Genomic DNA, 22,367 nt, shown 5'->3' on the forward strand with positions numbered 1-22,367 from the left:
ACGATGTGACCAGGAGGGGGGCATGGAAGAGAAAAAATCATACGGGGTGGTGATGCTGTTTGTCGGCGTGTTTGTCGTCTTCCTGGTCTGTGTCATGTCGTACAGCCTGTGGCGCGATAAGCAGATTAATGCGTTTATGACCACCAACCGGGCCTGGGGTATTCAGTGTGACCGGGTTTCTCAGGCCGCGTGGGTGGTTAAAGGAGGGGAGCGGGTGAACCTGGAAATGAATTCGCTTCCCCTGTACTGCAGCGGGTATCGCTTTGAAGCCCGCAATGACGCAGGAAAAACACGGCGTCTTCTTGATAAGTACAGCGTCTATCAGCATCTGTCACGCCAGCCGCGTTAATTCATAAAAGGGTATTTACCATGCGAACAATACATGCCGCCATGCTGGCGGGGTGCCTTTGCTGCACCCTGATGCCGGCTTACGCAAAAGACGCGGGCTGGCAGTGGTACAACGAGAAACTGAAGTCCCGGGAAGAAGAGCAACTGCCGGCACCAGCGGCCTCACCGCCGCAAATGGATATTCTGGAGAAACAGGCAGCTCTGCAACATGCAACGAAAAAAGCATTAGCGGAAGCCATCTTGTACCCCTCAGTGCCGGCTTTTGTGAAGTTCTTCCGTCTCCAGAACTACTGGACGCAGCAGGCTGGCCTGTTCTCGATGAGCGCAAAGAAAGCCATGCTGGAAAACCCGGAGCTCGATTACAACCTGCAGTACAGCCACTACAACGGCACTGTGAAAAACCAGCTGGCTGCCGACTATGCCGAACAGCGAAAGGCTATCGCCACTCTCGCACAGCACTACGGTGTGATGTTCTTCTACCGGGGGCGTGAGGCCATCGATGGACAGCTGGTCCAGGTGATTCAGAACTTTCGCGAGACTTACGGCCTGAGCGTGATACCGGTCTCTGTGGACGGCGTGGTGAATCCCCTGCTCCCTGACAGCCGGATGGACCAGGGCCAGTCACAGCAGCTCGGCGTGAAGTACTTCCCGGCGATGATGCTGGTCAACCCGAAAAGCGGGCAGGTGAAACCCCTCAGTTACGGCTTTATCAGTCAGGACGACCTGGCAAAACAGTTTCTCTATGTCTCCAGCGACTTTAAACCCAATTTTTAAGGAGAGTGTCATGCGAAAGATTCGTTTTCCCGATTTAGACATTACCGGGATGTGGGTGCTGGCCGTGGGCGTATTTTTCCATCTTATCGCCCGGCTGGTAAGGAAGCAGCCTGAGATGGCCATTCAGGCCGGAGAAATTCTGGGGTTAGGGATGGTTATTTTCGGCGGGTACAAAATTATCAACGCCCTGATTGCTGAGGCAGAAAAACAGGAGAAAGCCCGTGAAAAGCCATCTGAAGATAATTAGTACGGGCGCTCTGCTGCTGGCACTTTCTCCCGTGATTTACGCCGGTACACTCGATGAAGTGAAATCCCTCTGGGATCCGCAGGGCATAACTGGCGCCGCTCCGGCGGCATCCACTGGCGTACCTGCGTCTGAGAAGCCGGTCTCTCAGGTCCGCTTGTACCGGCTCAGCAACGGCAGACAGGTCAACCTCAGCGACTGGAAAGTGGTGTTGTTTATGCAGGGGCACTGCCCGTACTGCCACAAGTTTGACCCGGTCCTGAAGCAGTTATCAGGCCAGTATGGTTTCTCCGTGTTCTCTTACACCATTGACGGGCAGGGGGATGAAGCGTTTCCCGAAGCGCTGCCGGCACCGCCTGACGTGATGCAGACCTTTTTCCCGAATATCCCGGTGGCCACGCCGACCACGTTTCTGGTCAACGTGAACACCCTGGCGGCATACCCGATATTGCAGGGAGCCACGGATGCGCAGGGGTTTATGGCCAGAATGGATACCGTATTTCAGATGATGGGGGCGACAGGGAATGAGCAACATTAAAAGGGCCGCGCTGGCCGGAGGTTTTTTGCTGGGTATCTCTCTCCCGGCCGCCGCCGATGTGAACGGCGATATGAACAACTTTTTCAACAAGCTGGGGTTCGCGTCCAATACCAGCCAGCCTCAGGTCTGGCAGGGGCAGGCGGCGGGTTACGCCTCCGGTGGTTCGCTGTATGCCCGGACGCAGGTGAAAACGATCCAGCTGGTCAGCATGACCCTGCCGGATATTAATGCCGGTTGCGGCGGCATCGATGCATATCTGGGTTCGTTCTCTTTTATCAACAGCGAACAGCTGCAGCGCTTCGGCAAACAAATCATGTCCAACGCCGCGGGCTACTTCTTTGACCTGGCACTGCAGACCACTGTACCCGAAATCAAGACCGCAAAGGACTTCCTGCAGAAGATGGCCAGCGACATCAACAGCATGAACCTCAGCAGCTGCCAGGCCGCGCAGGGAATTGTCGGCGGGCTGTTTCCTCGAACCCAGGTCGCTCAGCAGAAGGTATGCCAGGATATCGCCGGCGAGAGCAATATCTTTTCGGACTGGGCCGCGTCCCGACAGGGCTGTTCGGTGGGCGGGCAGATGGACAAGGTGCAGGACAAAGCCAGCGACAAGGACAAGGAACGGGTCATGAAGAACATCAATGTCATGTGGAATGCCCTGTCCAAAAACCGCCTCTTCGACGATAACAAAGAGCTGAAAGAGTTTGTGATGACGCTGACCGGTACCCTGATTTTTGGCGAGAACAGTGAAATCACACCGCTGCCGGCACGGACCACGGATCAGGACCTGATTAAGGCGATGATGGAGGGAGGGACGGCTAAAATCTACCACTGCAATGATTCAGAAAAATGTCTCAAGGTGGTGGCCGATGCCAGCGTGACGATTTCAGACAAAAAGGCGCTGAAGAACCAGATCTCCGCTCTGCTGAGCAGTATCCAGAACAAAGCAGTAACGGATACCGCGCTGACAGAGCAGGAGAAAGGGTTTATCTCCAGCACCACCATCCCGGTCTTTAAATACCTGGTTGACCCGCAGATGCTCGGGGTCTCTAACTCGCTGCTGTACCAGCTGACGGACTATATCGGCTACGACATACTGCTGCAGTACATCCAGGAGCTGATCCAGCAGGCCCGTGCAATGGTCTCGACCGGTAACTACCCGCAGTCGACGATGGACATGATCCTCGAGAACCTGAACCAGGCGAGTGTGCAGATTGCCGCTTTTCAGTCCCGGATACAGGTGCAGCAGGACGCGCTGCTGGTCGTTGACCGGCAGATGAGCTACATGCGTCAGCAGGTATCCGCCCGCATGATGACCCGCTACCAGAACAACTATCACTTCGGAGGGAGCCTCTGATGCTGGAAATCTACACGATAGCCGGCGGCGACTGGTTTCGGGGCAACCTGAATGCCATTGCCGCTTTCATGAGTACCGGTACCTGGTCCTCCATTGAGAAAATGTGTATCGCCTTTTCCGTACTGATTGTCGCCAGCAGCTGGGTGAAAAAGCACAACGTCATGGATCTGGTCGGCTGGGTGTTTGCCCTGACGCTGGTCTCGATGCTGGTCGTCATTCGCAAACCGGTGCAGATTATCGACTACAGTAATGTCTCTCAGGTCTATCAGGTCGACAATGTCCCGATAGGCCTGGCGATTCCTGCCTCACTGACAACACGCGTCGGGAATGCGCTGGTACAGAGCTATGAGATGATTTTCTCCCTGCCCGACAGCGTGACGTACAGCAAGACAGGGATGCTGTTTGGCAGTAATTTAATCGCTAAAAGCACCGACTTTTTATCGCAGAACCCGGAGATCACCACGTTGTTCTCTGACTATGTGCAGAACTGCGTCATGGGCGATATTTTTCTCAACCATAAGTATTCCTTTGAGGAGCTGATGGAATCTGCTGACCCGTACTCGCTGATATTTTCTCAGCCGAGTCCACTTCGTCAGGTTCCTAATAACAGCTATAAGTTTCTGGAGAAAGACTATATTGGCACCACGTTTATCAGCTGTCAGGTGGCGGCAACGGAGCTGAAGCAACGGCTGGCTCTGGATACCCAGACGGGCGGGAAAACCTGGAACTACTATGTGCGCCAGCTCTTTGGCGGCAAACCCAACCCGGACCTGCTGTTCAGCCAGATGATCGGTGACAGCTATAACTTCTTCTACAGCTCGGGGCAGAGCGCGGGACAGATAATCCGCCAGAATGTCACCATGAATGCACTGCGCAGCGGTATTCAGAGCTACGCGGCCCGCAGTGGTGATACGGCCAGCCTGGTGAACATCGCCAACACCTCTTCGCTGGAGAAACAACGCCTGGCACAGGCGACAATGGGCCACCAGGCATTACGCTCCCTGCCGTTGATGCAGACGGTGGTGATGGGGATCATGATTGGCCTGTTTCCGATCATGGTGATGGCCGCCATGTTCAACATGATGACAATGCAGGTCATCAAGGGTTACTTTTATGCGCTGATGTGGCTGCAGTCCTGGCCTCTGCTGTACGCCATTCTGAACAGCGCGATGGCGTATTATGCGAAGCAAAATGGAGTACCGGTGGTCCTGTCTGAACTCTCTCAGGTTCAGCTCAAGAACTCCGATATTGCGACAACTGCGGGCTACATCTCGATGATGATCCCCCCCTTAACCTGGGCCATGATTAAAAGTATGGGGGCAGGGTTTTCCAGCGCGTACAGTCATTTTGCCTCGTCGGGCCTCAGCTCGACGTCGCAGGCCTCTTCCAGCGTCGTGGACGGGAATTACTCGTTTTCGAATATGCAAACGGACAATGTCAGCGGAAACAGCTGGAACACCAACAGTTCAACGGCATTTGGACAGATGTCCCGGCAACTGGGGAACGGAGGCATGGGTACACAGACCCGGGATGGTTCGATGGTCTGGGACAGCAGCGGTGCGATGTCAAAACTGCCGGTGGATATTAATGTTGGCCGTCAGATAGCCAGTGCACAGCAGCAGATGGCACGTGAATCTGACGTCCAGGCAGAGAGCTCTCTGCAGGGCTATAACAGCAGCGTGACCAGTGCCTGGAACAGCCTGAAGCAATTTGGCACAAATATGGGGACCAGCGCGTCAACCACCACGGGGGCAGATAATACCGAGTCGTCGCAGGATTCAATGGCGAAAAGCAAAATGTGGAACGCGGTTGTTTCAAATGCAAAAGCCAACAACATAAGTAACGAACAGTCGTTCCAGAACTTGATGGATGAATCGACAAGGGGCTCAATCACGGGTGAAGCTTACGGTGGGGTGAAATGGAGCTCGGGAGATCAGCTTGCCGGTAAACTGGGTAAATTGGCTACAGGAGCCAGTATCGATGGAGGTCTGAAAGTTGCAGCAAGTGGTACTGCGGGCACGGGTTCAACTGATACTGTAGGGCAATCCGGCCGCCACTCAGTAGATACCAGACATGATACCAGTAGCCAGGCGGCGAAAGATTTTAAAGAGGGGGCTGACTACATCACCAGCCATAAAACCAGTACATCAGGTAACACGACAGATAATAATGCAAGCTCCCGCGTGGACCAGTTCTCTGCGTCACTTTCCAGTGCGAAAAACAGCTACGACCAATATACAAACAGCCGTACTCGCAGCCATGAATTTAGCGAAATGGCTTCTCGAACAGAGAGTATGAGCGGCCAGATGAGTGAGAATCTGACGCAGCAGTTTGCAAACTTTGTCCAACAACGGTCTCCACAGAATGCAGAAGCTATCCTGACAAATACCAGTTCGCCGGAAGTGGCAGCACAACGAGAATCGCTGGCCCGTGAATTTGTTAAGGCACAGGTAGAGCCTAAGGTTGATGGCGCCTATCAGGATGCGAGAGGCACAATCGGTCAGGGAATGCCTACTGTGTCAGGAGGTGGAGGGGCTGGTACCGTAGAAGCCGATTATAACCAGCACAGTGGCAGTATTGATGGAATGACGCATAATGCTGGAATCAAGGGTAATGTGGGTCAGACAGTGGGATCGATGGTGTCTCAAAACAAACAGGCACACGAGGAAAGCCGTCAGGGAATTCAGCAGCAGGGGGATGATGTGAAAACACAGCAGACCGGTCTGGAAAACCACCACAAAAAAGAAGGAAATAATTTTAGTGAGCAATATAATAAAGAGATAAGTTCTCAACGAGACACGTTGATAAGTGATACAACGGAAAAACTCAGGGAGAATGCCTTAAAGAGATCAAAAGATCTTGAAGATAAGCTCCCTTAGGATTTGGGGATAGAAGATGATAACTGAGAAAATTATTCAAAAAGAATTGGGCGTTTTAGTTAAAGTGCTAAGTTATAGTGGTTTGAAGTCGGTATCGTTTTGGAAAAGTGTATGGCCAGGGCTTATGCTTTGCAGTTGGTTTGTTTTTTGGCCGCTAATGTTTTTTAGTGGTCTATTATATTCACCTTTTAATATTAGTGAGGAGCGACTCGGAGTCGTCGTGTCTATAGGAACTTCTTTTGTTTTAGGATTGTTATCTTTAATTTTTATTGGTAGCGCTCGTTCTTTATATTTGTCTGCTCCGTACAGCTTTAGAATTAACTCGAAAATGTATTTTTTTCTCTCCAAGAAAATAAAAAGATACGCTGCCGTGTTTTCTTTTTGGTATGCTGTGCTTGTTGTCTTTTGTGCTTTATTTAATCTAAGTACGATATGTTTTTTGTCTGCAATCATTGCTTCAGTGATTGGTTTCTCTGTGTACATGAATATAGATTTTAATCGATATAAAATAAATGAGTTGGCATATATTTTAACACCATGTAAACGTGTTGGCGAAAGTATAATATCAACCAGTAGTAGTTTTGATGGCATAAAAATAGATGAGCATAATCCAGCAACAGGTCTTCCAATGAATGGTGGTGTTGATGTTGCGGGGAATCCATATGGTTACAGTAGACATGAGTAAGCTTTGAGTTGTAGTTTAAGTAAATGTGGTTTACTCGGCTGCTTATAAATTAAGCTGTCATTTGTATTTGTATTTGTATTTGTATTTGTATTTGTATTTGTGTTTTATGTGGGTGTTGCATTAATTGTCATTAGTTCACAGCACTCGCATGCTTATCCTAGATGTAAAATGAAAACTCTCAGGCCTATTAATTATGGTAGTTTATTAATAGGCTAAGAGTTTCTTTGGGTTATTATTGATTGTTCAAACCGTAATAAATTTATACCTTTCCCTTAAAATTCCTTTATAGTGAATGCGCATTCCGAAGAAATAAGAGAATGTGTATTCACTTATATTGATTATGTCTCAAGGATTCAGGATGAAACTAAATAAAATCATGGCTGTAATGGTCATCAGTTCAGCACTGGTGCTTTCCGGTTGTAGCGCAATGGGTACAGCAATTAAAAAGCGTAATCTGGATGTAAAAACACAGATGAGCGAAACAATCTGGCTGGAGCCGTCAAATAATAAGACCGTTTATCTGCAAATCAAAAATACCTCTGATAAAGATATGAGCGGGCTCCAGTCGAAAATCACCAGTACCGTCACAGCAAAAGGCTACCAGGTCGTCACTAATCCCGATACCGCGGGTTACTGGATTCAGGCAAATGTCCTGAAGGCCGATAAAATGGACCTGCGTGAAACCCAGGGCTGGCTAAGCCGGGGTTATGAAGGTGCGGCAACAGCGGCTGCGCTGGGTGCAGGGATCACCGCCTATAATTCCAGTTCAGCCGGCGCGACCCTCGGTGTCGGTCTGGCAGCTGGACTGGTAGGCATGGCGGCTGATGCGATGGTGGAAGACGTGAACTACACGATGATCACCGATGTTCAGATCTCCGAACGGGCCAAAACCCAGGTACAGACGGATAATGTCGCGGTATTACGCCAGGGTACCTCCGGTGCGAAAGTGCAAACCAGCACCGAAACCGGTAATCAGCATAAATACCAGACGCGCGTTGTCTCCAGTGCGAACAAAGTTAATCTCAAGTTCCCGGAAGCACAGCCTGTTCTGGAAGACCAGCTGGCTAAATCTATCGCGAATATTCTGTAAGTTTGCCACCTCACGGCCCGGGTATACCGGGCCAGACTGACATCGCCTCCCTGGCCTGTCAGGTTAATTCGACATTTAATCAGCTTATTCCTCCTCAGAACGGTGAGCAGTTGCACAATTTATTTGTGCATCTGTGAGGCGTTGCCGCCATCGGCGGAGTTATTTCATCTTTTTTAATTTAGAGGTTATATATGGCAACATCTGAATCTGCCAGATCTGTTGATACGCATGAATTGATGCCGAGTGATTTTTATCCGCACCCCTCAGAGGGTGGCGCTTATTCCTCATCGCAACAGAGTGTCCCGACTTTCGTTGATGACTATGTTGTGTATTTCGGCGGTGCATTTGTTATTGTGTTCTTTGTTTTGATAATATTATTCTTGTCCCGAAAAAATACTTCTTTACACACGAAAAGTAAGCGTGATGCTTTGCCTGTCAATCCCGATAAAAAGCCTGAAGGATGGAGCCAGCCAGAATATTTCCAGCTCTCCTTATGTGTGGAAGGGCCGGCAGACGCTGATGATTCCGTCTTTTCTTCTCTCGCCTCTCGTGTTGTCCGCGAAGCTGAAAATCTGTATATCCCCGGCGTCAATCGCCGCGACAGCTCTGACGGTGAGTTTGCCTGGTCTGTGCAGACTAAATTTCCTTCTGACAAGCTGTGCGGCTCCTGGCTTTCTCCGGGGACAGGCTGGTTTGAACGTCCGGATATCATTGAACGTCCCGTGAAATGGCTCTGCGTCTGCCTGCAATATACGGCTGAAACATCGCCATCCGCACTCCATTCCCTTGTTGATGAGGCCGGACGGCAGGTAGCGAAATCGTACCTCAAAGGCGGACATTGTCACGGCTCTGAGGGCTATACCTTCTGCATACGTAGCTTCTGAATGATTGCAGCGGATGAGGACCCGCAACAATGCTGTGATGACATTTTCTGTAGTGATGTATTTCCTTTGATTCATCTGTTCCCCCCCGGCTGTATTAATTTAATGACGGATTATTGCCATGAGTTTTAATGCCAAAGATATGACGCAAGGCGGTCAGATTGCCAATATGCGCTTTCGCATGTTTGGCCAGATTGCCAATATTATATTCTATGTGCTTTTTATTATTTTCTGGGTGTTGTGCGGGTTGATACTGATGTACCGGCTCAGCTGGCAAACTTTCGTTAACGGCTGCGTCTACTGGTGGTGTACGACACTGGCGCCCATGCGCGATATTATTCGCTCCCAGCCGGTCTATACGATTAACTATTATGGGAAATCGCTGGAATATAATTCGGAGCAAATCCTTGCCGATAAATATACCATCTGGTGCGGTGAGCAGCTCTGGACCAGCTTCGTTTTTGCCGCCATAGTGTCGTTGACCGTCTGTATTGTGACGTTCTTTGTCGCCAGTTGGGTGCTGGGGCGCCAGGGGAAACAGCAAAGCGAAGATGAGAATACCGGGGGCCGCCAGCTATCCGATAAACCAAAAGAAGTGGCCCGCCAGATGAAACGCGATGGGGTGGCCTCCGATATTAAAATTGGCGATCTGCCTATTCTTAAACACTCTGAAATCCAGAACTTCTGTCTTCACGGTACGGTTGGCTCAGGTAAATCCGAAGTCATCCGCCGGCTGCTGAATTACGTGCGTGCACGCGGTGATATGGCCATTATTTACGACCGCTCCTGTGAGTTCGTCAAAAGCTATTACGACCCGTCACTGGATAAAATCCTTAACCCACTGGATTCCCGCTGTGCAGCCTGGGATATATGGCGCGAATGCCTGACACTACCGGATTTTGATAACGTCTCTAATACGCTGATTCCGATGGGCACTAAAGAGGACCCGTTCTGGCAGGGCTCCGGCCGCACCATATTTTCCGAAGGTGCGTACCTGATGCGCGAGGATAAAGACCGTAGCTACGAAAAGCTGGTTGATACCATGCTGTCCATCAAAATCGACAAGCTGCGCGCGTACCTGAAAAACACGCCGGCCGCCAACCTGGTTGAGGAGAAAATTGAGAAAACGGCCATCTCCATTCGTGCCGTACTGACCAACTACGTTAAAGCCATTCGCTATCTGCAGGGGATCGAGAAAAACGGTGAGCCGTTCACTATCCGCGACTGGATGCGGGGCGTACGTGAGGACCAGCCCAACGGCTGGTTGTTTATCTCCTCCAACGCTGACACGCATGCGTCACTGAAGCCGGTTATCTCGATGTGGTTGTCTATCGCCATCCGCGGCCTGCTGGGGATGGGTGAGAACCGTAACCGGCGCGTGTGGATTTTTGCGGATGAGCTCCCCACGTTGCACAAGCTGCCGGACCTGGTCGAGATCCTGCCGGAAGCGCGTAAGTTCGGCGGCTGTTATGTGTTTGGTATCCAGTCTTATGCCCAGCTGGAAGATATTTACGGCGTGAAGCCCGCGGCGACGCTGTTCGACGTGATGAACACCCGTGCCTTTTTCCGCTCCCCGAGTAAAGAGATTGCTGAGTTTGCCGCCGGCGAAATCGGTGAGAAAGAAATCCTCAAGGCCAGCGAGCAGTACTCTTACGGTGCAGACCCGGTGCGTGACGGCGTGTCGACCGGCAAGGAAAAAGAGCGGGAAACGCTGGTCAGTTACTCCGACATCCAGACGCTGCCTGACCTGTCCTGCTATGTCACCTTGCCGGGCCCGTATCCGGCGGTGAAGCTGGCTCTGAAATACAAATCCCGGCCGAAAATTGCCGAGGGATTTATTCTCCGTAACCTCGATACGCGGACGGACGCCAGACTGGATACCCTGCTGGAAGCCCGCGAAGCGGAAAGCAGTCATGCCCGGACGCTGTTTACGCCAGATGCACCGGCGCCTGAGCTGGCGGAGAAAGACGAAAAAGTCGGGAATCCGCCTGAGCAGAGTCAGCCTGCGGAAAGCAGCGGAACGCCTGCGACGGTAAAAGTACCGTCAACGGCGAAAACGCCGGAAGCCGATGAATCCGGTCAATCACCTGAAGTTTCTAATCCTGCTGCACTGCTCACGAAAGTGGTGACTGTTCCGTTAACCCGCCCCAGGCCTGCTGCAGCGACGGGCACGGCTGCAGTGGCATCCGCTACCGATGTTCGTGCTACACCTGCAGGAGGGACAGAGCAGGCGCTCGAGACGCAGCCTGCAGAGCAGGGACAGGACATGCTGCCTCCTGGTGTGAACGAATACGGCGAAATCGATGATATGCACGCCTGGGACGAGTGGCAGTCGGGAGAGCAGACACAGCGTGACATGCAGCGACGTGAAGAGGTCAATATCAATCACAGCCACCGCCGCGATGAGCAGGATGATATCGAGATTGGAGGGAACTTCTGATGCTGAGTTTCAGCCAGGTTAAATCGGCGGGCAGTGCCGGTAACTACTACACAGAGAAAGACAATTACTACGTCATCGGCAGCATGGAGGAGCGCTGGCAGGGAAAAGGCGCGGAAGCTCTGGGGCTGGAGGGGAAGGTAGATAAGCAGGTCTTTACAGAGCTGCTGCAGGGAAAACTCCCTGACGGCAGCGACCTGACCCGGATGCAGGATGGCGTCAATAAGCACCGACCCGGTTACGACCTGACGTTCTCGGCACCGAAGAGTGTATCGATGCTGGCCATGCTGGGTGGAGATAAGCGTCTTATCGACGCCCATAACCGGGCAGTCACCGTGGCACTGAATCAGGTTGAATCCCTGGCATCAACACGGGTACAGAAAGACGGCGTGTCGGAAACAGTCCTGACCAACAATCTGATTATCGCCCGGTTTAACCACGATACGTCGCGCGCGCAGGAGCCACAGATACACACGCACAGCGTGGTTATCAATGCGACGCAGAACGGAGATAAATGGCAGACGCTGGGCAGCGATACCGTCGGTAAAACCGGGTTTTCCGAAAACATACTGGCCAACCGCATCGCTTTCGGAAAGATATACCAGAGCACTCTCCGGGCCGATGTTGAGTCGATGGGTTACAAGACAGTGGATGCGGGTAAGCATGGCATGTGGGAGATGGAGGGCGTGCCGGTTGAGTCTTTTTCCACGCGCAGTCAGGAGCTCAGGGAGGCAGCCGGACCTGATGCCTCCCTGAAGTCCCGGGATGTGGCCGCGCTCGATACCCGCAAGTCGAAGGAAGCTATCGACCCGGCAGAGAAGATGGTGGAGTGGATGAACACGCTGAAGGAGACCGGGTTCGACATCCGGGGCTATCGTGAAGCCGCCGATACTCGGGCAAAGGAACTGGCCAGCGCGCCTGCTGCGCCGGTGAAAACGGACGTCCCCGATATCAGCGATGTGGTGACGAAGGCGATTGCCGGTCTCAGCGACCGCAAGGTGCAGTTCACGTATGCCGACCTGCTGGCCCGCACGGTCAGCCAGCTGGAAGCCAAACCCGGTGTGTTCGAGCAGGCGAGGACCGGTATCGATGCGGCGATCGAACGCGAGCAGTTGATCCCGCTCGACCGCGAGAAAGGCCTCTTTACCTCAAACATCCATGTCCTGGACGAATTATCCGTTAAAGCGCTGAGCCAGGAGATCCAGCGCCAGAATCATGTTTCCGTTACGCCAGATACCGCTGTTGTGCGCCAGTCACCGTTCAGCGATGCCGTCAGTGTGCTGGCCCAGGACCGGCCAACAATGGGGATTGTCTCCGGCCAGGGCGGCGCGGCTGGCCAGCGTGAGCGGGTGGCTGAGTTAACCCTGATGGCCCGGGAGCAAGGGCGAGATGTGCACATCATTGCGGCTGACAACCGATCGCGGGAGTTTCTGTCTGCGGATGCGCGGCTGGCAGGGGAAACGGTGACCGGGAAATCTGCCCTGCAGGACGGAACCGCCTTCATCCCGGGCGGGACACTTATCGTTGACCAGGCGGAGAAGATGAGCCTGAAGGAAACGTTGTCCATGCTGGATGGCGCCATGCGTCATAACGTTCAGGTCCTGCTCTCCGACAGTGGGAAGCGCAGCGGTACCGGCAGCGCGCTGACAGTACTGAAAGAGAGCGGGGTAAATACTTATCGCTGGCAGGGCGGAAAGCAGGCGACTGCGGACATCATCAGTGAGCCGGAAAAGGGCGCGCGTTACAGCCGCCTGGCGCAGGAGTTTGCCGCCAGCGTACGCGAAGGGCAGGAAAGCGTGGCGCAAATCAGCGGGAGCCGTGAACAGGGCATACTGAACGGGCTCATCCGGGAAACGCTCAAAAGTGAGGGCGTACTGGGTGAGAAGGATATGACGGTCACCGCGCTGACGCCGGTCTGGCTGGACAGCAAAAGTCGCGGTGTCCGGGACTACTACCGGGAAGGGATGGTGATGGAGCGCTGGGACCCGGAAACCCGACAGCATGACCGCTTTGTGATCGATCGGGTGACCGCCAGCAGCAATATGCTGACCCTCAGGGACAAAGAGGGGGAACGTCTGGACATGAAGGTTTCTGCCGTCGACAGCCAGTGGACGTTATTCCGGGCCGACAAACTGACGGTGGCTGAAGGTGAACGTCTGGCCGTGCTGGGGAAGATACCCGACACGCGCCTGAAAGGCGGCGAGAGCGTCACGGTGCTGAAGGCGGAGGAAGGGCAGCTGACGGTGCAGCGTCCCGGACAGAAAACCACCCAGTCGCTTTCTGTAGGCAGCAGCCCGTTCGACGGTATCAAGGTCGGGCACGGATGGGTGGAAAGTCCTGGCCGCTCGGTCAGCGAAACGGCGACGGTCTTTGCCTCGGTGACGCAACGTGAGCTGGATAACGCCACGCTGAACCAGCTGGCGCAGAGCGGGAGCCACATCCGGCTGTACTCGGCGCAGGGTACTGCCCGCACGACAGAGAAGCTGGCCCGGCATACCGCCTTCAGTGTGGTGTCTGAGCAGCTGAAGGCCCGTTCAGGCGAGACAGACCTGGATGCAGCCATCGCATCACAGAAAGCCGGGCTGCACACCCCCGCAGAGCAGGTCATTCACCTTTCCATTCCTTTACTGGAAAGTGAGGAGCTGACCTTCACGCGCCCGCAACTGTTGGCCACCGCGCTGGAAACCGGCGGAGGTAAGGTTCCGATGACGGAGATAGACGCGACCATTCAGTCGCAGATTCAGGCCGGCAGTCTGCTGAATGTGCCGGTGGCCCCAGGCCACGGCAATGACCTGCTGATTTCCCGCCAGACCTGGGATGCCGAGAAAAGCATTCTGACAAAGGTGCTGGAAGGAAAAGAGGCCGTTGCACCCCTGATGGACAATGTACCGGGAAGCCTGATGACGGACCTGACGTCAGGGCAGCGTGCTTCCACCCGGATGATACTGGAGACCACGGACCGGTTCACGGTGGTTCAGGGCTATGCCGGGGTGGGGAAAACCACCCAGTTCCGGGCCGTGACGGGGGCCATCAGTCTGCTGCCGGAAGCGACCCGGCCTCGGGTCATCGGTCTCGGTCCGACACACCGTGCGGTCGGGGAAATGCAGAGCGCCGGCGTGGATGCGCAGACTACCGCCTCGTTCCTGCATGACACGCAGCTCCTGCAGCGTAATGGCCAGACACCGGATTTCAGCAACACGTTGTTCCTGCTCGACGAGAGCTCAATGGTGGGGCTGGCCGATACCGCGAAGGCGCTCTCCCTGATTGCGGCCGGGGGAGGACGGGCGGTGCTCAGCGGCGATACCGACCAGCTGCAGTCCATTGCACCGGGCCAGCCGTTCCGGCTGATGCAGCAGCGCAGCGCCGCCGACGTCGCCATTATGAAAGAGATTGTGCGCCAGGTACCTGAGTTGCGACCGGCGGTCTACAGCCTGATTGACCGGGACGTGAACCGCGCGCTGGCGACGATTGAGCAGGTTACACCGGAACAGGTGCCGCGAAAAGACGGGGCCTGGGTGCCCGAAAACTCCGTGGTGGAATTCACCCCCGCACAGGAGGAGGCGATACAGAAAGCGCTGAACAAGGGTGAAAGTGTGCCGGCAGGTCAGCCCACCACGCTGTATGAGGCACTGGTGAAGGACTATGCCGACCGTACCCCGGAGGCGCAGTCACAGACGCTGATTATCACCCATCTGAATGATGACCGGCGGGTGCTGAACAGTCTGATTCATGACGCGAGGCGGGACAATGGTGAAGTGGGCAGAGAGGAAGTCACTCTGCCGGTACTGGTGACGAGCAACATCCGTGACGGAGAGCTGCGCAGACTGTCGACCTGGACGGCTCATAAGGGAGCCGTTGCCCTGGTCGATAATGTCTACCACCGTATCGGGAGCGTGGATAAGGAGAACCAGCTTATCACGCTGATGGATGGTGAAGGGAAAGAACGGCTTATTTCACCCCGGGAGGCGTTGGCTGAAGGTGTCACGCTCTACCGTGAGCAAGAGATTACAGTGTCTCAGGGGGACAAAATGCGCTTCAGCAAGAGTGACACGGAACGCGGCTATGTGGCCAACAGTGTGTGGGAGGTGAAATCCGTTTCAGGTGACAGTGTCACGCTGTCTGACGGCAAAAGCACCCGCACGCTGAACCCGAAGGCTGATCAAGCGCAGCAACATATCGACCTTGCCTACGCCATCACCGCGCATGGTGCGCAGGGGGCCAGTGAACCGTTTGCCATCGCACTGGAGGGCGTGGCCGGTGGCCGGGAACGGATGGCCAGCTTTGAATCCGCCTATGTCGGGTTATCACGTATGAAACAACATGTCCAGGTGTATACCGACAACCGTGAGGGCTGGATAAAGGCCATAAATAATTCACCAGAGAAAGCGACAGCCCACGATATTCTGGAGCCGCGTAACGACCGGGCCGTGAAAACGGCCGGCCAGCTGTTCAGCCGGGCACGAGCGCTGGATGAGGCGGCTGCAGGCCGGGCCGCCCTGCAGCAGTCCGGTCTGGCGCGCGGGCAGTCCCCGGGAAAATTCATTTCACCGGGCAAAAAGTACCCGCAGCCGCACGTGGCGCTGCCGGCGTTCGACAAAAACGGGAAAGACGCCGGCATCTGGCTCAGCCCGCTGACGGATAACGACGGACGTCTGCAGGTGATCGGCGGTGAGGGGCGCATCATGGGCAATGAAGATGCCCGCTTTGTGGCGCTGCAGAACAGTCGCAACGGCGAAAGTCTGCTGGCCGGGAATATGGGCGAAGGCGTCAGGATCGCACGCGATAACCCCGACAGCGGGGTGGTGGTCCGGCTTGCCGGAGATGACCGCCCCTGGAACCCGGAGGCCATCACCGGCGGTCGCATCTGGGCTGATCCCCTGCCGAATCCTCCGATCAATGATACCGGTACTGACATCCCGCTCCCGCCAGAGGTTCTGGCACAGCGGGCCGCAGAAGAGGCACAGCGCCGGGAGATGGAAAGACAGACGGAGCAGGCGACCCGGGAAGTGTCCGGAGAGGAGAAGAAAGCGGGCGAGCCGGGCGAGCGGATAAAAGAGGTTATCGGGGACGTCATTCGGGGTCTCGAACGTGACCGGCCAGGAGAGGAGAAAACGGTGCTGCCGGACGATCCGCAGACCCGGCGTCAGGAAGCGGCCGTTCAGCAGGTGGTATCAGAGAGCCTGCAGCGGGACCGTCTGCAGCAGATGGAGCGGGATATGGTTCGTGATCTCAATCGTGAGAAAACGCTCGGGGGCGACTGACGCGCCGGCGGCTTGTCTGCCCCGGCATTCTCCCCGATTAAAATCGGGTACCCTGCCGGGGCGCTGATAAAAGGAAAGGAATATGACAATGTACGAAACCCGCCTCAATGCCGTCGATCGCTGGCTGCAGGGGCTGCTGACCTGGACGCCTGGACAGACGGATATCATCAAAACGGTGGCGCTGGTGCTGATGATTGTCGATCACACCGGTTTGCTGCTGGCCGGGAATAATGAACTCATGCGTCTTCTGGGGAGAGGCTGCTTTCCCCTGTTTGGTCTGGTCTGGGGAATGAACCTGGCGCGCCACGGGGCCATCCGCCAGACACAGCTGAACAGCCTGTGGTGCTGGGCGCTGATCGCCCAGGGCTCCTTTATTCTCATCGGGTACCCGTGGTACATGGGGAATATCCTGTTTAGCTTTGCGGTCACCGGCCAGGCGCTGCGCTGGTTCAGTCTGCAGACCCGCAATGATATTCTGCTGGCGATCGCCATTGTAGTGGCCTGGCTCCCCTTATCTGCCGACAGCTACGGTCTGGCCGGGGTCTTCATGCTGATCAACAGCTGGCGGCTTTGTCGGGCGAAAGAGCCTGTAGAACGGATCGGGTATGCCGTGCTGTGGGCTGTCATGGTACTACTGATGAATGCCCATGATATTACCCAGGCCATTGCCAGCCTGATGGTCGCTTTGCTGGCCCTGGCGGTCTGTTCTGACCTCGGTCGTTCTGTTCCGCGCTTCTGGCCGCGGCACTTTTTTGTGATGTTTTATGCCGTGCATCTGGCGGTGCTGGGGATAGTGGCGACGATGTAAAAAAAAACCGGACAGAGGTCCGGGGAGCGGGAACAGTATCCGTAAGTGTGACAAAGGGAACATCATCGCTGTGACCAGTGCAGCCTGAGATGAAACGATGATGCCGTTAGCGTATCGTATACCCCAGACCTGAAGCTTTAATTGATATGGCCCCTTATGAGTGAAGAAAAACGTCCGGTACTGAGCCTGAAACGCAAACCAGCCACAGATAATGCAGGAGCGAACAACAACACGGGCACCCCTGATGTTGTGGTGCGCCGCAAAAAAGTGGTGGTGGTGTCGACCCCGCCCGCCTGGAAGGTCAAAAAAGAGAAGCTTGAGAAAAAGGCCGCTGAAGCCGCAGCGCGAAAAACTGTGCCGGTCATGGCCAAAGCCTTAAAGGTACCGCCTCCGGTCCGGTATCTCCGCTTACTGCCTCCGGAACAGGCCATCATGACTCTGAAGGCATTCTGGCCACAGTTGTTCGACGGTGACTCACCCCGTCTGCTGGCGACGGGGATGCGTGAACAGCTGTTTGCCGATATCGCGGGGCGCGACCTGCCGCTGTCGCATAAACAGGTGATTAAGTGCCTGAAAAGCCTGACCCGGTCGGCAGGTTATCTGTCCCGGATGCGGGAAGGTGCCTCCCGCTATGACCTGCAGGGGAATGTGGTGGCTACGGTCACTGCTGATGAAGCGCACTACGCCAGTGAGCGCATGATGAAAGAGCTGTTACGCGCTGAACGAAAGATGAGTCAGACCGTTTAATTCTTTTCAGTTCGCTCAGATTAAATATCAGTACGTCCACAGCTAATGGGTATCACATCCATTAGCTGAATGGTATTCGTCACAAATAAGAGAGTCAATAATATGAAAACCCTTATTATATCCATGCTTAACCTGTTAAAGGAATAAAAATGAAATTCAAATTCGGATTGTATTTTCTGCTCCCGTTTATTTCGGCTGTCGCTTTTAATACCAGTTTTGCTCAGAATAATGAACCAGATAAAACGTTTTCCGCCGCCCAGGAAAAAAGAATCGGGGAAATCGCAGCGGATTATCTGCGTGCTCATCCTGAAATACTGATTCAGATGAGTGAGAAACTTCAGCAGGAGCAGGAGGCGAAACAGACCCGCGGTCTTAAATCCACTGCACTGGAACAGCAGGCTAACATTCTGGGTAATAAAAATATCCCCTCCTGGGGTCCCGGGGACGGAAAGGTGATGGTGGTTGAATTCTTTGACTACCAGTGCATCTGGTGCAGCCGGTTCGCACCCGAACTGGAGAAGGTCATCGGGAGCAACACGGACGTGCGTTACTTCTTTATGGAGTGGCCGGTGTTTGGTAGCCGGTGGCCTGCATCATTGCTGGCGGCGAAAACCGGCCTGCAGGTCTGGAAAGAAAAGGGCTCGGAGGCTTACAGGAGCTATCACAATGCGGTTTATGGTACAGGACTGAATGAAGGGAAACTGACGCAGGAGATTATCGAAAAGGTTTCTGGTCATATTAAATTTAAGCAGAATACGATTGATGAGATAAATACCACACTGAAAAATATTAATGATATCGCCACGGCGACGGGATTAACCGGAACGCCAGGTATTATTGTGATGCCGGTGAAGGGCGCGACGGAAGAAAACGTCACGGTCTTTTCCGGAATGACTGAAGCACAGAATGTTCAGGCGGCTATAAATAAATCCCGACAATAACAAGTTACTGTTGTCTCTTCTGAATGGAAGAGGATGTCTCTTAAAACAAAAAGGCACACTGCTGTATGTTGTTCGTCGTACTAACGGACTGGTATTCTGGCAGTCGGTCCCGGTGGAGTCTGGAGAGTTATGTCTGAGAATATCATTGCGCTGGTTGATTATGAAAATATCGGAACGCTTGAAAATGTAATGTTGTCGCGTTATGAACGTCTTATTTTGTTTACCGGGTCTCAGCAGGAGTTTATTCGTTTTCCGTCCGTAACACATGCCGGTAATATATCGGTCAGTGTGTTTCAGGCGCCCTGCGTGTCGAAAAATAATGTCGATTTCCACCTGGTACTTGAGCTGGGACGACTCAGCGTCACCGCTCCGGAAGATACGATGTTTCATGTTATATCGAATGATAAAGGGTATGACAGCGTGATTGCATTGCTCTGCAGGACAGGGCGACGATGTTGTCGTATACCCTCACCACGTTCAGCAGAGAAGGCGAAAACGGTGTCTGCGCTCATCAGCAACGATGAGGTGCTACGCCTGACCGATAAAATACAGTCATTGAGTAAAAAGTCTGCGGTAAACCGACCTGTAAGCACCTCGTCACTGATGAATTATATTAAATGTCATTCCGGTAACATCAGAAATACAGCGATTTTAAATCAGGTCAGGGACGAATTAATCAGGCGAGGCGTGATTGCCGTTTATGAAAAAACGGTGGTCTGGCGCTAATGAAATAAATAAGCAGGTTGTGATTATCTTTCTTGTCTAAAAAGTATTCTTGTCTAAAAAGGAATGAGTATGTTCAGCTATTTCATGCTGCGCACTGAGCAGCAGTTATTTTGTTATTTATACGGGGGCGCGCTGGCACTGTCTCTGCAACTCTTATTTTCTCCCTCTTTTCCGGGAAATGGATTTATCCTGGTATCACTGCCCGTTGCACTATTCTGGGCCGGGCTGGCCCTGTATACGCGGCACATCGACCAGATGAGGAAGCCTGATGTCTCGCCGCTCGTCAGTATCCGTGACGGCATCCAGGTGGTGGCCATGCTTCCGCGGCATGAGAAAGCGCGGCTTGAATGGAAGATTCTGCAGGATGATGAGGTGTACCGCCGTCAGATGCACGCTCTTTTAAACCTGATGCAACGGGTTATCAGTCGGGGATTTCTGTATGCGCCGGCAGTGATACTGGCGGGCGCTGGCGTGCTTGTCTGGGGGGTTCCGCAGGCCGGTGTCCGGCTGGTGACCGCCCTTCGGAATATGTCCCCCGGAGAGCTTATGCATCAGACCGGCTTCATCATTCGCTATGTGCTGATGATTTCTGCCATATCGGTCCTGATAGCAGACATTGTGGCCGGTCAGGGTCTGCCAAATGCCTTCCGGCGCGCGTTGCTGGATCGGTTGCCGGCAGAGGCCTGGCGTATCCCCAGAGGGACAGAACGATGAGGAGACTGCGCAGTAAACACATCGGAAAAAATATGTCCACAAAGGAAGAAGCAACATGGCAAAGATATTAATGATGACAGGCAGTGCCGTTGTTGTGCTGAGTCTGCTGGGGTTCCTGGTGCTGTTTCTGAAGGAACGTGCAACAGGGAAGACATCCCCGGTCCTACAAGCGCTGAAAGCGGCGGGTATTCGTACCGGAGAGGCTGAACAGAGACTGTGTCGCCAGCGGGTCTGGATGGGTAATGACACGCTGATGACGCCCCGGGAACAACATTTTTTCCGGGCATTGCTGAAACATACCGACCGGAAACACTGGCTGCTGTGCCCGCAGGTGCGAGTGGCGGATATCGCCAGCCTGGCACCCCATATCAGGCCCCGCTCCCGGACCTGGTGGCAGCTGTTCCGGATGGTGTCACAGTGGCACTGCGATGTGGTGGTGGTGGATATCAGGACCTTTGCCATTGTGGCCGCCATCGAGCTGGATGATGCGTCGCATCTGAAAAAACACCGGGTTCGCCGGGATATCCTGCTGGAAGAAGTACTCAGGCAGGCGGGCATTCCGCTGCTGAGAGACCGGGATGCTGAAAAGCTGGTCAGACAGATCAGGGAATTTTTAATACGTCGGGAAACTGAAACTATCACCACACCATTGACGGTGGTCAGGGGAGAATACAAAGGATGAAAAGGAAAATAGCAGTAATAAACAGAACCCGTGTCCGCACAGGATTTGTGGCCGGAGTCCTCAGCCTGAGCCTGTTAGCGCTGGCGCCGGCAGTCGACGCCGCGACCATCGAGACAGGTTTTTCTCCGGAAGGCACAGCCCTGCAGTTGGTCCTGAAGACCCTCGATTCCGCGCAGCAGGAAATCCGGCTGATGGGGTATTCCTTCACCTCCCCGGAGGTGGTTCGCTCACTCATCGCGGCGAAACAACGTGGGGTGGATGTCCGCGTGGTGCTGGACCAGAAGGCGAATAGCGGAAAAGCCAGCGTAGCCGCCCTGAACCTGCTGGCCAGCGCGGGCATTCCGGTTCGTACGGTCAGCGCCTACAAGATTTTGCACGACAAAGTGATCGTCGCGGACAGGCGCAATACAGAGGCCGGCTCGTTCAATTTCAGCCGTGCCGCTGACCGTTCGAATTCAGAGAATGTGCTGGTTGTATGGGATGACTCGGCTGTTGCCCGGCGCTACCTGCAGCACTGGTCGTCTCGCTGGTCACAGGGAACGGACTGGAAACAGACATACTGACATCGCCATAAACGATCCCCGGACGTAAACCGTGCGCCAACGCGGGTTACGTCCATAAAGTAAGTCGCTGAATTCTGATATCTGTAGTATTCTCTGCAAACGATCCTTTTTTAGATCTTTGAGGAGGCAGAGATGTCACAGGTCGTAAGCGCGGTTACTTCCTCAACGAAAGCAAAACGCAGTTACCGAAAAGGCAGTCCGAGGAGTGCTGTAGAACGTCAGCAGAGTCATCTTGCCAGAAAGAAAGAAACGCATAAGGAAATGCGGGTGTACGTCACAAGCGAAATTAAAGATGAATTTCGACTGATGTGTGAAACCAAAGGCGTGACCCAATCAGAGATGATTGAAAAGCTCATAAAAGAGGCAGTTAACCAGCATGGTTGCCTTGTTAAGGATTGACGTTCTTGTGAGTTTCGACGGTAGGTGCTAGATTACTGATCGTTTGGTATTTTATGGCTGGCCACGCCGTAAGGTGGCAGGGAACTGGTTCTGATGAGGTGTCTACCCGGAGCCGGAAAAGACAAAACCCCGATAATCTTCGCTAAGTTTGGCGACTGAGAAGATTACCGGGGCCTTCATAAACTGCATAGAAGCTGTTGCTCTATGCAGGGAGTATAGTTTTATGCTCAGAAAACTGCAATACCCGTTTCTGTGCCATTTGCTCCTTCCGTGCAACATAAGCGCGGGATGGT

General features: G+C 53.8%; 19 protein-coding genes. All 19 read left to right on the forward strand.

Going from position 1 to position 22,367, the window contains the following annotated elements; translation table 11 throughout:
* Positions 1-22 precede the first annotated feature (22 nt).
* The 19 genes from OHJ17_RS26280 to repA all read left to right on the forward strand — a co-directional run bounded on the left by OHJ17_RS26280 (position 23) and on the right by repA (position 22,074).
* The gene (locus OHJ17_RS26280; protein ID WP_053390219.1) at positions 23-349 is read left to right on the forward strand and encodes a hypothetical protein; all 327 of its coding nucleotides are present in this window, start codon (positions 23-25) and stop codon (positions 347-349) included.
* A gap of 20 nt (positions 350-369) precedes the next feature.
* On the forward strand, positions 370-1,122 hold the full coding sequence (gene traF, locus OHJ17_RS26285; RefSeq protein ID WP_053390220.1) for a type-F conjugative transfer system pilin assembly protein TraF: 753 nt from the start codon (positions 370-372) through the stop codon (positions 1,120-1,122).
* Positions 1,123-1,132: 10 nt separating this feature from the next.
* Positions 1,133-1,369: a type-F conjugative transfer system pilin chaperone TraQ gene (traQ, locus tag OHJ17_RS26290; protein WP_053390221.1), complete on the forward strand. Its 237-nt coding sequence runs from the start codon at positions 1,133-1,135 to the stop codon at positions 1,367-1,369.
* Positions 1,344-1,904, forward strand: coding sequence for a type-F conjugative transfer system pilin assembly thiol-disulfide isomerase TrbB (gene trbB, locus OHJ17_RS26295; protein ID WP_039698500.1), 561 nt, complete (start codon positions 1,344-1,346; stop codon positions 1,902-1,904). Before traQ ends, trbB begins: the two co-directional genes overlap by 26 nt.
* Positions 1,891-3,261, forward strand: coding sequence for a conjugal transfer pilus assembly protein TraH (gene traH / locus OHJ17_RS26300; RefSeq protein ID WP_075606918.1), 1,371 nt, complete (start codon positions 1,891-1,893; stop codon positions 3,259-3,261). Before trbB ends, traH begins: the two co-directional genes overlap by 14 nt.
* Positions 3,261-6,140 carry a conjugal transfer mating-pair stabilization protein TraG gene (traG, locus tag OHJ17_RS26305; protein ID WP_064386194.1) on the forward strand — a complete coding sequence of 960 codons (2,880 nt, stop codon included), beginning with the start codon at positions 3,261-3,263 and terminating at the stop codon, positions 6,138-6,140. Before traH ends, traG begins: the two co-directional genes overlap by 1 nt.
* 16 nt (positions 6,141-6,156) lie before the next feature.
* Positions 6,157-6,825 (forward strand): hypothetical protein, encoded by a 669-nt coding sequence (locus OHJ17_RS26310; protein WP_267303553.1) that lies wholly within the window; start codon positions 6,157-6,159, stop codon positions 6,823-6,825.
* A 358-nt stretch (positions 6,826-7,183) separates the two neighbouring features.
* Positions 7,184-7,915, forward strand: a complete 732-nt coding sequence (traT, locus tag OHJ17_RS26315) for a conjugal transfer complement resistance protein TraT (protein WP_064386198.1) — start codon at positions 7,184-7,186, stop codon at positions 7,913-7,915.
* Positions 7,916-8,106: 191 nt separating this feature from the next.
* Positions 8,107-8,799, forward strand: a complete 693-nt coding sequence (locus tag OHJ17_RS26320; RefSeq protein ID WP_202395549.1) for a hypothetical protein — start codon at positions 8,107-8,109, stop codon at positions 8,797-8,799.
* 118 nt (positions 8,800-8,917) lie between these two features.
* The gene (traD, locus tag OHJ17_RS26325; RefSeq protein WP_075606915.1) at positions 8,918-11,236 is read left to right on the forward strand and encodes a type IV conjugative transfer system coupling protein TraD; all 2,319 of its coding nucleotides are present in this window, start codon (positions 8,918-8,920) and stop codon (positions 11,234-11,236) included.
* Complete coding sequence (traI, locus tag OHJ17_RS26330; RefSeq protein WP_075606914.1) at positions 11,236-16,494, forward strand: conjugative transfer relaxase/helicase TraI; 5,259 nt, start codon at positions 11,236-11,238, stop codon at positions 16,492-16,494. Before traD ends, traI begins: the two co-directional genes overlap by 1 nt.
* Positions 16,495-16,576: 82 nt before the next feature.
* Positions 16,577-17,302: a type-F conjugative transfer system pilin acetylase TraX gene (gene traX / locus OHJ17_RS26335; protein WP_064386205.1), complete on the forward strand. Its 726-nt coding sequence runs from the start codon at positions 16,577-16,579 to the stop codon at positions 17,300-17,302.
* 156 nt (positions 17,303-17,458) lie between these two features.
* Positions 17,459-18,049, forward strand: coding sequence for a fertility inhibition protein FinO (locus OHJ17_RS26340; protein WP_009651737.1), 591 nt, complete (start codon positions 17,459-17,461; stop codon positions 18,047-18,049).
* 149 nt (positions 18,050-18,198) lie between these two features.
* On the forward strand, positions 18,199-18,990 hold the full coding sequence (locus OHJ17_RS26345) for a DsbA family protein (protein WP_075606913.1): 792 nt from the start codon (positions 18,199-18,201) through the stop codon (positions 18,988-18,990).
* 129 nt (positions 18,991-19,119) lie between these two features.
* Entirely contained in the window at positions 19,120-19,716 is a 597-nt protein-coding gene (locus OHJ17_RS26350; RefSeq protein WP_042927543.1) for a PIN domain-containing protein, read from the forward strand.
* A gap of 69 nt (positions 19,717-19,785) precedes the next feature.
* Positions 19,786-20,430: a hypothetical protein gene (locus OHJ17_RS26355; protein WP_042927545.1), complete on the forward strand. Its 645-nt coding sequence runs from the start codon at positions 19,786-19,788 to the stop codon at positions 20,428-20,430.
* Between the two features lie 55 nt (positions 20,431-20,485).
* Positions 20,486-21,112, forward strand: a complete 627-nt coding sequence (locus OHJ17_RS26360) for a DUF2726 domain-containing protein (protein ID WP_009652809.1) — start codon at positions 20,486-20,488, stop codon at positions 21,110-21,112.
* Positions 21,109-21,675, forward strand: coding sequence for a phospholipase D family nuclease (locus tag OHJ17_RS26365; RefSeq protein WP_052544827.1), 567 nt, complete (start codon positions 21,109-21,111; stop codon positions 21,673-21,675). The genes OHJ17_RS26360 and OHJ17_RS26365 overlap by 4 nt, the downstream gene beginning before the upstream one ends.
* Before the next feature lie 132 nt (positions 21,676-21,807).
* Positions 21,808-22,074 (forward strand): replication regulatory protein RepA, encoded by a 267-nt coding sequence (gene repA, locus OHJ17_RS26370; RefSeq protein ID WP_042927547.1) that lies wholly within the window; start codon positions 21,808-21,810, stop codon positions 22,072-22,074.
* Positions 22,075-22,367: the final 293 nt, after the last annotated feature.

The organism is Klebsiella sp. KP20-425-1 (assembly GCF_025813515.1).
In the GTDB taxonomy this organism is placed as follows: Bacteria; Pseudomonadota; Gammaproteobacteria; order Enterobacterales; family Enterobacteriaceae; genus Klebsiella; species Klebsiella pneumoniae.

Bases quoted from the DNA above. Each gene is read 5' to 3' on its own strand.
- OHJ17_RS26280 (WP_053390219.1), top strand. From the start codon at position 23: ATGGAAGAGAAAAAATCATACGGGGTGGTGATGCTGTTTGTCGGCGTG.
- traF (WP_053390220.1), top strand. From the start codon at position 370: ATGCGAACAATACATGCCGCCATGCTGGCGGGGTGCCTTTGCTGCACC.
- traQ (WP_053390221.1), top strand. From the start codon at position 1,133: ATGCGAAAGATTCGTTTTCCCGATTTAGACATTACCGGGATGTGGGTG.
- traH (WP_075606918.1), top strand. From the start codon at position 1,891: ATGAGCAACATTAAAAGGGCCGCGCTGGCCGGAGGTTTTTTGCTGGGT.
- traG (WP_064386194.1), top strand. From the start codon at position 3,261: ATGCTGGAAATCTACACGATAGCCGGCGGCGACTGGTTTCGGGGCAAC.
- OHJ17_RS26310 (WP_267303553.1), top strand. From the start codon at position 6,157: ATGATAACTGAGAAAATTATTCAAAAAGAATTGGGCGTTTTAGTTAAA.
- traT (WP_064386198.1), top strand. From the start codon at position 7,184: ATGAAACTAAATAAAATCATGGCTGTAATGGTCATCAGTTCAGCACTG.
- OHJ17_RS26320 (WP_202395549.1), top strand. From the start codon at position 8,107: ATGGCAACATCTGAATCTGCCAGATCTGTTGATACGCATGAATTGATG.
- traD (WP_075606915.1), top strand. From the start codon at position 8,918: ATGAGTTTTAATGCCAAAGATATGACGCAAGGCGGTCAGATTGCCAAT.
- traI (WP_075606914.1), top strand. From the start codon at position 11,236: ATGCTGAGTTTCAGCCAGGTTAAATCGGCGGGCAGTGCCGGTAACTAC.
- traX (WP_064386205.1), top strand. From the start codon at position 16,577: ATGACAATGTACGAAACCCGCCTCAATGCCGTCGATCGCTGGCTGCAG.
- OHJ17_RS26340 (WP_009651737.1), top strand. From the start codon at position 17,459: ATGAGTGAAGAAAAACGTCCGGTACTGAGCCTGAAACGCAAACCAGCC.
- OHJ17_RS26345 (WP_075606913.1), top strand. From the start codon at position 18,199: ATGAAATTCAAATTCGGATTGTATTTTCTGCTCCCGTTTATTTCGGCT.
- OHJ17_RS26350 (WP_042927543.1), top strand. From the start codon at position 19,120: ATGTCTGAGAATATCATTGCGCTGGTTGATTATGAAAATATCGGAACG.
- OHJ17_RS26355 (WP_042927545.1), top strand. From the start codon at position 19,786: ATGTTCAGCTATTTCATGCTGCGCACTGAGCAGCAGTTATTTTGTTAT.
- OHJ17_RS26360 (WP_009652809.1), top strand. From the start codon at position 20,486: ATGGCAAAGATATTAATGATGACAGGCAGTGCCGTTGTTGTGCTGAGT.
- OHJ17_RS26365 (WP_052544827.1), top strand. From the start codon at position 21,109: ATGAAAAGGAAAATAGCAGTAATAAACAGAACCCGTGTCCGCACAGGA.
- repA (WP_042927547.1), top strand. From the start codon at position 21,808: ATGTCACAGGTCGTAAGCGCGGTTACTTCCTCAACGAAAGCAAAACGC.